Below are 13660 nucleotides of genomic sequence, written 5' to 3'. Positions count from 1 at the left end.
AATTACGTGCTGAAACACATCCTGCTCGCCGGCGTCGCGCTGGCGCTTTCGGTCGGCGTTGCCGAAGCCAAGGATCTCAAGAAGATCGGCGTCTCGCTCGGCTCGATGGGCAACCCGTTCTTCACCGCCCTGGCCAAGGGCGCCGAGTTCGAGGCGAAGAAGACCAACCCGAATGTCGAGGTCCAGGCCGTCGGCTACGACTACGACCTGGGCAAGCAGTTCACTCAGATCGACAACTTCATCGCCGCCGGGGTCGACATGATCCTGCTCAACCCGGGCGATCCGAAGGCGATCGGCCCGGCGATCAAGAAGGCGCAGGCCGCCGGCATCATCGTGGTCGCGGTCGACACCGCGGCGGAGGGCGCCGATGCCACGGTGACCACCGACAACGTCCAGGCCGGCGAGATCGCCTGCAAGTACATCGCCGACAAGCTCGGCAACAAGGGCAACGTCGTCATCGTCAACGGCCCCCAGGTCTCGGCCGTGACCGACCGGGTCAAGGGCTGCCACAACGTCTGGGACAAGCTGCCGGACCTCAAGATCCTGTCCGGCGACCAGGACGCCAAGGGCTCGCGCGACGGCGGCCTGTCGGTGATGCAGAGCCTGCTGACCCGGTTCGAGAAGATCGACGGCGTGTTCGCCATCAACGACCCGACCGCGATCGGCGCCGACCTGGCCGCCAAGCAGCTCGGCCGCAGCGACATCGTCATCACCTCCGTCGACGGCGCGCCGGACATCGTCGCCGCGCTGAAGGGCAACACCCTGGTGCAGGCCTCCTCGGCCCAGGACCCGTTCTTCATGGCCCGCAAGGCGGTGCAGGAGGGCGTCGGTCTGCTCAACGGCCAGAAGCCGGAGAAGGACCCGACCCTGATCCCCTCGACCCTCGTCACCCGCGACAACGTCAACGACTACAAGGGCTGGACCGGAGAGTAAGCCGCGCCGTTTGGATTGGGTCCGCGGACTGCGGACCCAATCCAGGCGTCCTTTCCGACATTGCCGTGCATGGCAGCCCCGGCGCGATCGGCCATGGCCCTGCCGAGTCCTCCGGCGTAACTCTGGAGGAACGATCGAGCCGCAACGGGGCCCGTTTCCGATGACGATCTCCCAGGCCGAACCGAAAGGGTCCGCTGACGAAGCGGCCCCTGCCTCCATTCTGCCCGCCATCGGCTACAAGCTGGCCTCGGCCGCCCTGTTCACCTGCATGTCGGCGCTGATCAAGCAGCTCGGCGACCAGTATCCGGTCGGGCAGATCGTCTTCGTCCGCAGCTTCTTCGCCATGATCCCGGTGCTGTGGCTGGTGCATCGCCTCGGCGGCTGGCGGGTGCTGCGCACCGAGCGGCTGGGCGGCCATCTGCGCCGCTCCGGCTCCGGCCTGGTCTCGATGTTCTGCGGCTTCACCGCACTCAGCCTGCTGCCGCTGGCGACGGCGACGGCGCTGGGCTACGCCGCGCCGATGTTCATCACCATCCTCGCCATCCCGCTGCTCGGCGAGACCGTGCGGATCTATCGCTGGAGCGCGGTGGTGATCGGCTTCATCGGCGTGCTGCTGGTGGTGCATCCCAGCCCCGCCACCGGCATCTCTCTCGGCGCCCTGGTGGCGCTCGGCGGGGCGCTGGCCACCGCCTTCGCCATGGTCTCGATCCGCAAGATGGCGGACACCGAATCGAACGTCACCATCGTCTTCTACTTCACCCTGTCCGGCGCCATCGCCGGCGCCGTCACCCTGCCCTTCATCGGCGTCTGGCCCGACCTGATCGACATCCCGATTCTGGTCGCGGTCGGGGTGCTGGGCGGCATTGCCCAGATCCTGATGACCAAGGCCTATCAGCTGGCCCCGGCCTCGGTGATCGCGCCGTTCGATTATGCCTCGCTGATCTTCGCTCTCGGCCTCGGCTTCCTCGCCTGGGGTGAGTTCCCGACCCCGATCGAGCTGCTCGGCACCGCGGTGATCGTCGGCTCCGCCCTGTTCATCGCCTTCCGCGAGCGGCAGCGCCGGATCGTCCGCCCGGTCGGCAAATCGATGTGACTTCGGCGCCCTTGCGCTGAATCCGGGGATCGGAGACTGTCCGGCCATGTCGGTCGCATCCTTCGGCTCCCGAGTCGCCCGGGCCCTCGCTCTGTCCATCGCCCTGCTGCTCGGCCCGGCCGCGGCGGCGATCGCCGGCTGCACCGACGCCGCGGCGCCGGGGGTCAACTGGCGGCGCTGCCTGCTGGACGAACGGCCGCTCAGCCGCATCGACCTGACCGGCGCGCAGCTGCGCGAGGTCAGCCTGACCCGGGCGGTGCTGGACGAAGCGATCTTCACCGGCGCCGAGGCCTATGGCGCCAGGTTCAGCAATGCCAGCCTGAAGGGCGCCAAGCTGGATTCGGCGCGCCTCGGCAATTCCGACTTCACCGATGCCGACCTGACCGGCGCCGATCTGAGCAAGAGCGACCTGCGCAATGCCCGCTTCGTCGGTGCCAGGCTGCGCGGCGCCACCCTGACCGGGGCCGATCTGCGCGGCACCGTGTTCCGCGGCGCCGACCTGTCCGGCGCCACCTGGACCGACGGCGCCAAGATCTGCGCCGAAGGCTCGATCGGGCTGTGCGAATAGCCCGGCGGGCCGCGTCCCCCGAAGCATGAACCGAGCGAAGCGATGACCAGCACCGGCAGTTCCACCCGGCGTCCCGCCCTTCCCCTCGACCGCGTCATCGCGGTGATCCAGATCGTCGGCGGCGTTGCCGGCCTGACCGAGATCGGCGAGCGGATCTATCGCGACGGGCCGGCGATCATCGCCGTGACGCAATGGCTGGTGCTGCTGGCCGCGGCGCTGCTGATGCTGCTCTGCATCGCCGCCGGCGCCCTGCTGTGGAACCGCCGCGCCCTCGGCTATGCCCTGTCGCTGCTGGTCCAGGCCAGCCAGATCCCGATCCTCTACACCGCCGGTATCGCCTATCACTTCCACATGATCGCGCGGCTTCCGGTGACACTGGTCGCCGGCGCCACGGCGATGTCGATCACGCCATCCTGGGGCATCGGCCTGGACCCGTTCCGCGGAGCGCTGTCGCTCGGCTTCTATCTCGACACCGGGCTGTCCGGGACGATCGTCGCGCTCAACCTGGTGCCGGTGGTCCTCTGCATCATCCTGGAATACTTCCGGCAGCGGAGCCGGTAGCGCCTATCCGGGAAGATCGCCGAGGCTGACGAGCGGTGCGCCGTAGAACGTCGCGCCGTCGACGGCGGTACCCTCGATCCTCGCGCCGCGCACCTTGGCTCCGCAGAGCAGGGCTTCGCGAAGGGACGCGCCGCTCAGATCCGCATCGCGAAAATCGGACAGCTTCAGGTTCGAGCCGTCGAACGCCGTGCCCCGCAGATCCGCGCCGCGAAAGTCAGCATCGCTCAACCAGCAGGCCCGCAGATTGGCGCCCGACAGGTCAGCGCCCCGAAACACCGCGCCGTCGGGCAGCTCGGTTCCGGCGAACCAGCGTTCGCCTGCCTGATACCGGCGGAGCAGCTCCTCGGCCGATGCCGATGGCCGATACCCGGGCGGCTGTGCCTGCTGGTCAGCCATCGTCTCGGCCCTCTCCCGCCAACGCCGCCAGCGCGTCGCCGGTGAGGCGGTAGCCGGTCCAGTCCGATTTGTGCTCGAAGCCCAGCCGGTCATAGACCTCCCGCGCCGGGTTCCAGGTCAGGACCGAAAGGTCCAGCCGMTTGCCGCCGCGCGCCGCCACCAGCTGCGCGATCCGGGCGATCAGCGCCCGGCCGACACCGAGGCCGCGGGCGGCGTCGCGGACATAGAGGTCCTCGAGATAGATTCCCTCCCGCCCCTCCCAGGTCGAGTAGCTGGAGAAGAACAGGGCGAATCCGAGGATCTGGCCGCCGCGCTCGGCCATCAGCGCCTCGAATTTCGGGGTCGGCCCCCAGCCGTCGCGCAGCAGGTCGGCCTCGGTCGCCAGCACCGCGTCGGGCTCCTTCTCGAACACCGCCAGCTCGGTGATCATCGCCAGGATTTCCTTGGCGTCGCGGGGCTCGGCGGGGCGGATCACGAGGTCGGTCATGGCAGGCTCTCGGTTCGGGTCGCGGCGATCCTCGACGCGCCTCCGGGCTGCGTCAACCCGACGCCAGCGGTTTCGGCGCAGCCCGGTCATGCTATAGACAACACATGGTCGAACTTTCCCGGAACATGCCGGCTGGCTTCGAGCCGCCGTACCTGCAGAATCTGAACCCGGCGCAGCGCCAGGCGGTCGAGACGCTGGACGGCCCGGTGCTGGTGCTGGCCGGCGCCGGCACCGGCAAGACCCGGGTGTTGACCACCCGCCTCGCCCATATCCTGTCGACCGGCAAGGCCTGGCCGAGCCAGGTGCTGACCGTCACCTTTACCAACCGCGCCGCCCGCGAGATGCGCGAGCGCGTCGCCCACCTGCTCGGCACCCCGACCGAGGGCTGGTGGATGGGCACCTTCCACGCTTTGGCCGCCCGCATCCTGCGCCGGCATGCCGAGCTGGCGGGGCTGCGCTCGAACTTCTCGATCCTCGACACCGACGACCAGATCCGGCTGATCAAGCAGCTGATCGAGGCCGACGGCATCGATTCGAAGCGCTGGCCGGCCCGGGTGCTGCTGGGCGTGATCGAGCGCTGGAAGGACCGCGGCCTGACGCCGGCCAAGCTGAAGCCGGCCGATGCCGGCGAGGTGGCGCAGGGCCGCATGCTGCAGCTGTACACCGCCTATCAGGAGCGGCTGCGCACGCTGAACGCCTGCGATTTCGGCGACCTGCTGCTGCACAACCTGACCATCTTCCAGGAGCATGCGGCGGTGCTGGCCGACTACCAGGACCGGTTCCGCTACATCCTGGTCGACGAGTACCAGGACACCAACGTCTCGCAGTATCTGTGGCTGCGCCTGCTGGCCCAGAAGCACCGCAACCTGTGCTGCGTCGGCGACGACGACCAGTCGATCTATTCCTGGCGCGGCGCCGAGATCGGCAACATCCTGCGCTTCGAGCAGGACTTCCCGGGCGCCGCGGTGATCCGGCTGGAGCAGAACTACCGCTCCACCAGCCATATCCTGGGCGCGGCCGGCGGGCTGATCGCGCACAACCAGGGCCGCCTGGGCAAGACCCTGTTCACCGAGGCGGAGGGCGGCGAGACCGTCATCGTCCGCAGCGTCTGGGACGGCGAGGAGGAGGCGCGCTGGGTCGGCGACGAGATCGAGCGGCTGCAGCGCCAGCAGGTCGGGCTGAACGAGGTCGCCGTGCTGGTCCGCGCCGGCTTCCAGATGCGCGAGTTCGAGGAGCGGTTCCTGACCCTGGGCCTGCCCTATCGCGTGGTCGGCGGCCCGCGCTTCTATGAGCGGCAGGAGATCCGCGACGCCATCGCCTATCTGCGCGTGGTGGCGCAGCCGGATGACGACCTGGCCTTCGAGCGCATCGTCAACGTGCCGAAGCGCGGGCTGGGCGACGCCACCGTGCAGATGCTGCACACGGTCGCCCGCGCCCAGGGTGTGGCGCTGACCGAGGCGACCCTCAGGCTGATCGAGACCGACGAGCTGAAGCCCAAGCCGCGCGGGGCGCTGCGCGCCCTGATGGGCGATTTCGAGCGCTGGCGCCGCCTGGCGGAGCAGGCCTCGCAGGTCGAACTGGCCCAGACCGTGCTGGACGAGAGCGGCTACACCGCCATGTGGCAGGCCGACAAATCGCCCGAGGCGCCCGGCCGGCTGGACAACCTCAAGGAACTGATCAACGCCATGGAGGATTTCGAGACCCTCCAGGCCTTCCTCGAGCATGTCAGCCTGGTGATGGAGAACGAGACGGGAAAGACCGGCGAGCAGGCGACGCTGATGACCCTGCATGCGGCCAAGGGGCTGGAATTCGCCCATGTCTTCCTGCCGGGCTGGGAGGAAGGGGTGTTCCCGAACCAGCGCGCCCTCGACGACGGCGGCATCGCGGCGCTGGAGGAGGAGCGGCGCCTGGCCTATGTCGGGCTGACCCGGGCGAAGCGCCGGGCCTATGTTTCCGCCGCCGCCAACCGCCGCATCCACGGGCAGTGGCAGACCGCCCTGCCCTCGCGCTTCGTCGGCGAGCTGCCGGACGCCCATGTCGAGGTGAGCTCGGAGACCGGCTTCGGCGACACCGGCTATGGCCGCTTCGCCGAGACGGCGCCGACCCGGCTGTGGACGGCACCGCCGCAGGGCGGCTTCATGCGCCGTGCTCCGACGGTGATCGAAGGCAGCGGCTACGAGGTGCAGTCCCGGCCGCGCCCCGCCCGTGCGTTCGCTGTCGGCGACCGTGTGTTCCACCAGAAGTTCGGCTATGGCGACGTCCGCAGCGTCGACAGCGACAAGCTGACCATCGCCTTCGAGCATTCCGGCGAGAAGCGGGTGATGGACAGCTTCGTCGTCCCCGCCGCCGAAGCAGGCTGAGTAGGACAAGCATATGAGGATGATGGTTCGAGGCGCGGCGCTGGCGCTGCTCGCCGGTTTGGCCGTGTCCGGCGCGGCCGCGGCGGAGACGGGCAGCACGCTGGTCCTGCCCGGCGGCAATGGCGAGATCCTGGCCCTGACCCTGCCGTCCGGCTGGGCCCGCAGCTTCGCCGGCACCGAGGGCAGCACCACCATCGTCGAATGGCGCAAGGATGACCCGGCCAGGGCCGTGGACGGCAGCATCACCGTGACCCGCATCGGCGGGCTCGGCAACAGCGATCCGGCCGAGTTCATCCGCGACAGCGCCGAGGCCCTGAAGCAAGCCTGCGACGACGTCGTCGAGGGCCAGGTCCGGACCGACCCGGGAGGCACCGTCCGCACCGCGCTCGGCTGCACCAAGCGCATCAGCGACGGCCAGGGCGAGATGCAGTTGCTGCACATCGCGGTCGGCCGCGAGGCGATCTATATCGCCCGCCGGATCTGGCCGCTGCCGGCCTATGACAAGGCCCATCTGCCGCTTTCGACCGAGGCCATCGCCGCCGGCGGTGCCGACATCGACGATCTGCGCCTGTGCAACCTGTCCGGCATCGGCACCACCTGCCCGGCCGGGCTGGCCGCAGCGGTGAAGGACCAGATCACCGACCTGTCGCCGCTGGTGCTGAAGAGCGGCGGGCAGTGACGGAAGCGGCGGCACACTGACGCTTTCAAACCATCTCTTCTGCGGAGAGTAACCTTGCCCGAAGCCGAGACCGCAAAGCTTCTCGAGATTCTGGCTTACTGGCACAGGATCGAGTTCTTCATTCCCTTCGACCTCAGGCAAGTCACCGAAGAGAAGAGAGGTGAGTGCATTGCGGTCGCTTCTGCCGGGCTGGCCGAGAAGACCGCCATCGATCTCTGGGATGTCTCCATTGGCGAGGAAGAGGAGATCGCAGGGTTCAATCTCTATCTCGGGGTCTTCGCCAAGGCGGAAATCGACCAGCTTGCCAAACAGCTCCATACCAACGCGGTCGCCGGGAACGAGGAAAACGAAGATGCCGAACGCACCGACACCGAAGGCGACACCTGCTTCGCCAGGCTGAAGCTGACGCCGGGTGGCGTGCCGGACCTCGACTCGGTCTCGGTGTCGACGGTGCCATGGGCGATCGGACGCGCCGGTCATGACGAATGGGACTCCCTGACGGACCAGAACCGCGCCGATGCCTTCGCCGACCTCGGTGAGCGCCTGCGTGGTGCCGAGACCAAGCGGCTGCTGAAAGCGGGTGACAATCAGGCACCAGGACTGAACGGCTCTGATCTCCTCTCGCTCATCGGGCTGCTCCAGGATTGGGCCGGCTTTTCCCCCAAGCACTCGGACGCCGCCGTGCTGCAGGTCGTAACAAAGAAGAAGAGGATTTCAGAGAGATCAGAACCGGCTCCCCGAGCAGCGGATCAGATCGGCCCGGAGCCCGCCGGTGAACAGCCGGCCGATGGCGACGACGACGAGAGCGCCGCCACGAGTACTGAGATCGACATCCTGAACAGCTTCTTCATCCGGGATCTGGAGCGGGTGATGGCCATGCTGCGCGGGGGCAGGGTCCCGGCCGCCCTGGCCGCCTATCTCGATCCGCCGGCTGGGGAGCGGATCGACCTTTACTCCGCGGAAGGGCGCCGCGCGATCCTAGACATGCTGCATCCGCATCGCCTGCCTCCGGGACGCTGGTTGCGGACGCCGGGGCAGGCGATGAGCCTGATGCAGCAGTTCGCGATCAACGCCGCCCTCGAACGCCTCGAGACGGACGGCGTGTTCTCGGTCAACGGTCCGCCGGGCACCGGCAAGACCACTCTGCTCGGCGACATCGTCGCCGAGATCATCGTCCGCCGGGCGCGGGCTTTGGCCAGCTTCGAGACGGCTGCGGACACCCTGATCAACACCCCGATCCGTGTGGCCTTCGCGCGCCCGAGTGATCCGGCCTCGATCCGCCAGCTTTCTCCCGAGCTCGTCGGCTATGAGATGGTGGTCGGCTCGTCCAACAACACGGCGGTCGAGAACATCTCGAAGGATCTGCCGAAACGAAAGGCGCTCGGTGAGGGCTGGCGGAACATCAGCTATCTGCGGCCGGTCGCCCACAAGGTCGTGGTCCAGCAGGGAGACGGGAGGTTCAGAGAACCCGACGACCCGGATGATGCGCCTTGGGGATTGATTTCATGCGCTCTCGGCAAGTTCGCGAACCGCCGAGAGTTTGCCCATCGGGTGTTCGTCAAGGCGGACCAGCGGGGCCGCAAGCCCGCCTTGCGAGATCCGGCGGCAAGCATCCACGAATGGATCGACGCTTACGACGGCCCGTCCTTCGCCGCTGCTGCGCGGTCGTTCCGCGAGGCGGACCAAGCCGTGTCGGCGCAAATCGCGGTGCTGGCGGAACAAGCCGACATCGCGGCCGAGATGCTGTCGTCGGATGCGATGGACATCCCGGGCGCCGCAGCGGCGAAGGCAGAAGCAGCCGAGGCGGCGCAGCAGGCGGCCACGGCGAGGCTCGCCACGATCGAGGCCGAGCTCGCGCAATGCCAGCGGAAGCTGGCCGATCTCGCCGAGGAGGAACGGCTGATCGACCGGCAGGCGCCTGGTCGCCTGGCCTGGCTGTTTCGGCGGTCCAGGCATCGAGCCTTCAAGGAGAGCCGCCGGGCCAATGCCGAAGAGCAGCTGTCTCGCCGCAGGCGCCTGCGGGTGCTGGAAGCGCAGGCGGCCTCCGCCTTGGCGACGCTCACCACGGCCACGGCGGCACTCGAAACGGCCCGATCGGCCCGCGATGCGGCGGCCGCGGAGTGGTCGCGCAAGCAGGATCGTTGGAAGGTTCTGCAAGACCGCTTCGGGCTTTCGGAACCGGCGGATCTGGACAGGGAGACCGTCCAGGAGAGAGGGCTCTGGCATGACGATCGCCTCGCCGAGCTGCGTTCCAGCCTGTTCAAAGCCGCACTGGCCCTGCATGAGGCGTGGCTGGCGGAGGCCGGCAGACACAAGGACAAGGGCGGGCATGGCTTCGGCGGCAATCTGGTCGCCATCCGCCGGATGCTGAAGGGCGGGCGCCCGATCGATGCCGACCACGCCAGGCTGATCTGGCAGAGCTTGTTCATGGTCGTTCCGGTCGTGTCCTCGACCTTCGCGTCCTTCGGCCGCCAGTTCCAGGACCTGGGACCGGGCGACATCGGCTGGCTGTTCATCGACGAGGCCGGCCAAGCCCCGCCCCAGGCCGCGGTTGGTGCGCTGTGGCGGGCCAGGCGCGCGGTGGTGGTGGGCGATCCGCTTCAGATCGAGCCCGTGTACACGGTTCCGACCCGGCTGATCGAGGCCCTGTCGGACGGTGTCGCGGCGGTCCAGGAAGGACGATATGCGCCCAACCGCGTCTCGGTGCAGCAACTCGCCGATCGCGCCAATCCATACGGGGCGATGGTTCCCGCGAATGACCAGGATGAAACCATCTGGATCGGCAGCCCCTTGCGTGTCCATCGGCGCTGCGCCAGGACCATGTTCGATATCGCGAACGCCATCGCCTATGGCGGCAAGATGATCTTCGCCACCCGTCCGGATGAGGACGGATATACCGGCTGGGTCGATGTCCCGGGTCTGGTTCGAGAGGGCAGGCAGGTCGTTCCCAAGCAGATCGAGATCGCCGTCCAAGCCGTGCTGGATCTCTATCGCCTCGGTCGAGGCGCGCTGCCGTCCCTTTATCTCATCTCGCCGTTCCGCAGCGTCAAGCAGGCCCTGACGAGGCGGCTCGGCGATATCGAGTGTTGGAAAGCGCAGCTCGATCCGCTCGGCCTGGCCGTCCCCAAAAAGACGGACCTCGCCGCTTGGTGCAGGGAGCGCATCGGCACGGTCCACACCTTCCAGGGCAAGGAGGAGGTCCTGGTGCTGATGGTGCTCGGCGCGGATCACGCACATGCGAGCAGCGCCGATTGGGCGTCGTCGAAACCCAATCTGCTGAACGTAGCTGCGACCCGGGCGAAACGGGGCTTCTACATCATCGGCGATCGAGACCTCTGGGGCGGCAAGCCGTATTTCCGGACGGCCCAGGACAAGTTGCGCCCCATGTCGCCAAAGGAATTTCTGGATGCGCTGGACAACCTGACCGCCGCACCCTAGCCGGGCCGCCAGCGCAGCACGGACAGGGTGACCAGGCACAGGGCGGCGAGGGTCAGCAGCGCGTTGGCGGCGTGGGAGTATTCCCATTGCAGCCGCAGCGCCGCCCAGTCGTCGGGAACGGCGGTCCAGTTCGCCGTCGCCTGGTTGGCGGGATAGGTCCACAGGAAGAACACCGCGAGGGTGGCGGCGAGGCACAGGACACCGGCCAGGGCCAGCCGGAACGGCGTCGGCTGACGTCGCGCACCGATCACCAGGGCAAGATCCGCCGCGAGGGCCATGACCAGAAGAATGCCGAGCAACGACCAGCCGCGATAAGCCGCCTGGGCCGTGAAATAGGCCGTTTCGTCCAGGCCTAGCTTGTTTGGCATCGCCAGCAGGTGCGCGCCATCCGGGACCAGAGCCAGGGCGGTCAGCACCACGGCCAAAAACTGCAGCGCCTTCATCGGACATCTCATCGGTTTCCGATGAAACTAGATGTCGCCGCTGCAACGGGAACCCCCATCCTCCTATCGGCTGCTCAGCCGAGCGGGAAGCCCAGCGCCTCGGCCTCCTGCGGCCGCAGCACGCCGTCCGCGACCCGGCCGGCGGCGGCCTGCCAGTCGTAGAGCGCCTTAGCGGTGAAGCCGTTGAACACGCCGGCGGTGAAGCCCCAGTCGGGGATCAGCCCAAGGCCGATGAAGGCGTCCTGCAGCTGCCGCACCTCATGGCCGCTCGACCCCGGCATCAGCCGGGCCAGGCCGGGGACCCGCTCCACCACCAGGCGCAGATGCCGGCCCGTGACCAGCAGGTCGTCGAAGGCCAGGCCGGTCTCGGCGAGGTCGGGGCTGGCAGCGAGGCCGGCCGCCACGCGGAAGGCAGCGTAGGCGCCGGTCGGGTCGGCCGGCGGCAGGTGCCGCCCCGGCAGGGTCTGGCAGCCGGCCGAGGAGAACTCGATGCCATCGCCCGGCCAGCCGGCAGCGTGGATGTTGTCCTCCGGCACGCAGATGTCGAAGCGGCCGGACAGGTCGTAGCCGGCGGCGTCGGGCGAGCGCCAGACCGGCACCTCGACGGTGCGGTCGAGCTGGAACGCCCCCTCCTCCGCCGGGCGCCCCGCGGGCACATGCGGCCCGACCACATAGGGATGCAGCCCCGGCGCCAGCATGTTGGCGATGCGCTGGTCCGGCGCCTCGGCCTGGCGGCGCATGTAGTGCACGTTGGGGACGGTCGAGCCGGGCCAGGCGATCAGCCGGCCCGCCGGCCGGTCCCAGACGCCGAGGACGCAGCGCGGCACGTGATGATCCGGCCGGGCTTCGCGCAGCTGCAGCGCCTCGGACCACTGGCCGGCGGAGTCCGGCTCGGCCAGGCCGCAGCCGCGCAGCCCGAACAGGATCCTCGCGCCGCGCGGCCGGAAGCGGGACAGCCGGCACAGCGTCTCGAAGGTCCCGGCATCCGCGGTGAAGACGGTGTCGGCGAAGGGCGCCGCCAGATGGGCGTAGTTCGGTGAGCGGTGGTCATCGTGCCAGACGGGCGGCTTGGACATCCTTATGCCTCGAGCAGCGCGTGCAGCCGGGCGCCGACCGCCGGCAGGAAACGGCGGTTCTGAGACATATGCCCGCCGACGGTGTAGACAGCGGCGACGAGGCTGCGGCCGGAGGGGGTTTCCCAATACGCCATGTCGTGCCGGGTCTCGCCGGTCCAGCCGGCCTTCGACCACAGCCGCACGTCTCGCGGCAGCGTCGCGCCGAGGAAGCCGCGGACCTGGTCCGAATAGTCGGGCGGCAGCCGCTCCGGCTCGCGCTCGTGCTCGCGGTCGAGCAACTCCATCATCCGGCTGCAGGCGGCGGGCGAGACCAGTTGCCCGGCGACGATGCCGTGCAGCAGCGCCGCCGCCGCGCGTGGGGCGATCAGGTTGCCGCCATGGGCCCGCGCTGCCTTCTCCCGCCCATAGGGCGAGTCCTCGTAGGTGCCGTGCCACAGCCGCAGCCGGTCGAATTCCGGCCAGGCCCAGCCTTCGAACCAGCGCTGGATCGCCTGGCGCTTGTCCCACCACGCCGCCATCTCGGGCTCCGGCAGCCGGCCGCCCGGCGTGGTGCCGGTCATGCGGCCGAACAGGTAGGTGGTGGCGTCGTTGCTGGATTGGCGGATCATCGCCGACAGGGCGCGCAGGTCTTCGTCATCCGGCTGCAGCAACCCGGTCTCGACCCAATGCTGGAAGGCGACGAGATAGAAGCTCTTGCTGGTGCTGGCCGGATAGACTGCGACCTCGTCGCGATGAGCGAAGACCGGCCCGTCCGAGTAGCGGTCGGCGGCGCCGTCGCGCAGCCGGCCCGGGTAGAGCCGGAATGTCAGACCAAAATCCTCCGGCCCGACCTCGCCCTTGAACTCGTCCAGCAGGCCGTGGACCAGCGCGGCGCCCGTCATTCGGCACACGCGGCGACGAAGGCCGCGAGCACGGCGCGGTCGGCCTCGCTGCGCAGATACTCCGGGTGCCACTGCACGCCGAGGCAGAAGCGCTGGCCCGGATGCTCCACCGCCTCGACCACCCCGTCGGGGGCGACGCCGGAGATGACCAGATCGGGCCCCGCCGTCTTCACCGCCTGGTGGTGCGAGCTGTTGACGCCGAAGCGGGCCGCGCCTGTGATGCGGGAAAGCAGCGTGCCGGGCATGACCTCGACCTCATGCGCCGCCTTCCAGCCGGCCGGGTCGTGGATCTTGCGCTCAGGGCTGTGGTCCAGCGCGTTGTCGATCTCGGCCGGGATGTGCTGCACCAGGGTGCCGCCCAGCACCGCCGCCATCAACTGCTCGCCGCCGCAGATGCCGAGCACCGGCTTGTTCCGCGCCACCGCGCCCTTGACCAGCGCCCATTCGAACTGGGTGCGCACCGGCTTGGTCTTCACCGTCTCGTGCACCGAGCCGGCGCCCCAGAGCGCGGGGTCGACATCGAAGCCGCCGCCGGTGACGACGATGCCGTCGCAGAGGTCGAGATAGCGGTCGGCCGCATCGACCAGATGCGGCAGCGCCAGCGGCACGGCGCCGGCTTCGGCCAGCGACCCGCAATAGTTCTGCCGCAGCGCGTACCAGGGCGAGGAGGAATAGCCGCCCGGCTCCTCGGCATCCAAGGTCACTCCGATGACGGGCTTGGCCATGATCGTCCTGTGCGGAAGCG

At 68.9% G+C, this 13660-nt stretch carries 13 protein-coding genes; 7 read left to right on the top strand and 6 right to left on the bottom strand.

What is annotated here, in order from left to right; genetic code table 11:
• Positions 1 to 6: 6 nt before the first annotated feature.
• From AB4Z01_RS03840 to AB4Z01_RS03825, 4 genes are all read left to right on the top strand, one after another.
• A complete protein-coding gene (locus AB4Z01_RS03840) occupies positions 7 to 933 on the top strand; it encodes an ABC transporter substrate-binding protein (RefSeq protein ID WP_441690748.1) in 927 nt (308 codons plus the stop codon).
• A 160-nt stretch (positions 934 to 1093) separates the two neighbouring features.
• Positions 1094 to 2026, top strand: coding sequence for a DMT family transporter (locus tag AB4Z01_RS03835; protein WP_441690746.1), 933 nt, complete (start codon positions 1094 to 1096; stop codon positions 2024 to 2026).
• Between the two features lie 46 nt (positions 2027 to 2072).
• The gene (locus AB4Z01_RS03830; RefSeq protein ID WP_441690745.1) at positions 2073 to 2594 is read left to right on the top strand and encodes a pentapeptide repeat-containing protein; all 522 of its coding nucleotides are present in this window, start codon (positions 2073 to 2075) and stop codon (positions 2592 to 2594) included.
• Positions 2595 to 2636: 42 nt separating this feature from the next.
• The gene (locus AB4Z01_RS03825) at positions 2637 to 3155 is read left to right on the top strand and encodes a hypothetical protein (protein ID WP_441690743.1); all 519 of its coding nucleotides are present in this window, start codon (positions 2637 to 2639) and stop codon (positions 3153 to 3155) included.
• Between the two features lie 3 nt (positions 3156 to 3158).
• Here AB4Z01_RS03825 and AB4Z01_RS03820 read toward each other — a convergent pair whose 3' ends face one another.
• Both AB4Z01_RS03820 and AB4Z01_RS03815 read right to left on the bottom strand, forming a co-directional pair.
• On the bottom strand, positions 3159 to 3551 hold the full coding sequence (locus AB4Z01_RS03820; RefSeq protein ID WP_441690741.1) for a pentapeptide repeat-containing protein: 393 nt from the start codon (positions 3549 to 3551) through the stop codon (positions 3159 to 3161).
• Positions 3544 to 4038, bottom strand: coding sequence for a GNAT family N-acetyltransferase (locus AB4Z01_RS03815; RefSeq protein WP_441690739.1), 495 nt, complete (start codon positions 4036 to 4038; stop codon positions 3544 to 3546). Before AB4Z01_RS03815 ends, AB4Z01_RS03820 begins: the two co-directional genes overlap by 8 nt.
• 104 nt (positions 4039 to 4142) lie before the next feature.
• Here AB4Z01_RS03815 and AB4Z01_RS03810 point away from each other — a divergent pair, with 104 nt between their 5' ends.
• The 3 genes from AB4Z01_RS03810 to AB4Z01_RS03800 are packed head-to-tail and all read left to right on the top strand — an operon-like array spanning position 4143 to position 10515.
• On the top strand, positions 4143 to 6398 hold the full coding sequence (locus AB4Z01_RS03810) for an ATP-dependent helicase (RefSeq protein WP_441690737.1): 2256 nt from the start codon (positions 4143 to 4145) through the stop codon (positions 6396 to 6398).
• 13 nt (positions 6399 to 6411) lie between these two features.
• On the top strand, positions 6412 to 7077 hold the full coding sequence (locus AB4Z01_RS03805) for a hypothetical protein (RefSeq protein WP_441690735.1): 666 nt from the start codon (positions 6412 to 6414) through the stop codon (positions 7075 to 7077).
• Positions 7078 to 7131: 54 nt separating this feature from the next.
• Positions 7132 to 10515 carry a DEAD/DEAH box helicase gene (locus tag AB4Z01_RS03800; RefSeq protein WP_441690733.1) on the top strand — a complete coding sequence of 1128 codons (3384 nt, stop codon included), beginning with the start codon at positions 7132 to 7134 and terminating at the stop codon, positions 10513 to 10515.
• Here the strand turns inward: AB4Z01_RS03800 and AB4Z01_RS03795 are convergent.
• The 4 genes from AB4Z01_RS03795 to AB4Z01_RS03780 form a co-directional block, all read right to left on the bottom strand.
• On the bottom strand, positions 10512 to 10958 hold the full coding sequence (locus AB4Z01_RS03795; RefSeq protein ID WP_441690731.1) for a hypothetical protein: 447 nt from the start codon (positions 10956 to 10958) through the stop codon (positions 10512 to 10514). The genes AB4Z01_RS03800 and AB4Z01_RS03795 overlap by 4 nt on opposite strands.
• Before the next feature lie 74 nt (positions 10959 to 11032).
• Positions 11033 to 12034 carry a peptidoglycan-binding domain-containing protein gene (locus AB4Z01_RS03790; RefSeq protein ID WP_441690729.1) on the bottom strand — a complete coding sequence of 334 codons (1002 nt, stop codon included), beginning with the start codon at positions 12032 to 12034 and terminating at the stop codon, positions 11033 to 11035.
• Positions 12035 to 12036: 2 nt separating this feature from the next.
• The gene (locus tag AB4Z01_RS03785) at positions 12037 to 12915 is read right to left on the bottom strand and encodes a serine hydrolase (RefSeq protein ID WP_441690727.1); all 879 of its coding nucleotides are present in this window, start codon (positions 12913 to 12915) and stop codon (positions 12037 to 12039) included.
• On the bottom strand, positions 12912 to 13640 hold the full coding sequence (locus AB4Z01_RS03780) for a gamma-glutamyl-gamma-aminobutyrate hydrolase family protein (RefSeq protein ID WP_441690725.1): 729 nt from the start codon (positions 13638 to 13640) through the stop codon (positions 12912 to 12914). The genes AB4Z01_RS03785 and AB4Z01_RS03780 overlap by 4 nt, the downstream gene beginning before the upstream one ends.
• Positions 13641 to 13660: the final 20 nt, after the last annotated feature.

This window comes from Inquilinus sp. YAF38 (assembly GCF_052113205.1).
In the GTDB taxonomy this organism is placed as follows: domain Bacteria; phylum Pseudomonadota; class Alphaproteobacteria; order DSM-16000; family Inquilinaceae; genus Inquilinus.
The sequence above is the reverse complement of the archived record's forward strand: the minus strand, read 5'-3'. Positions and strand labels throughout refer to the sequence as shown.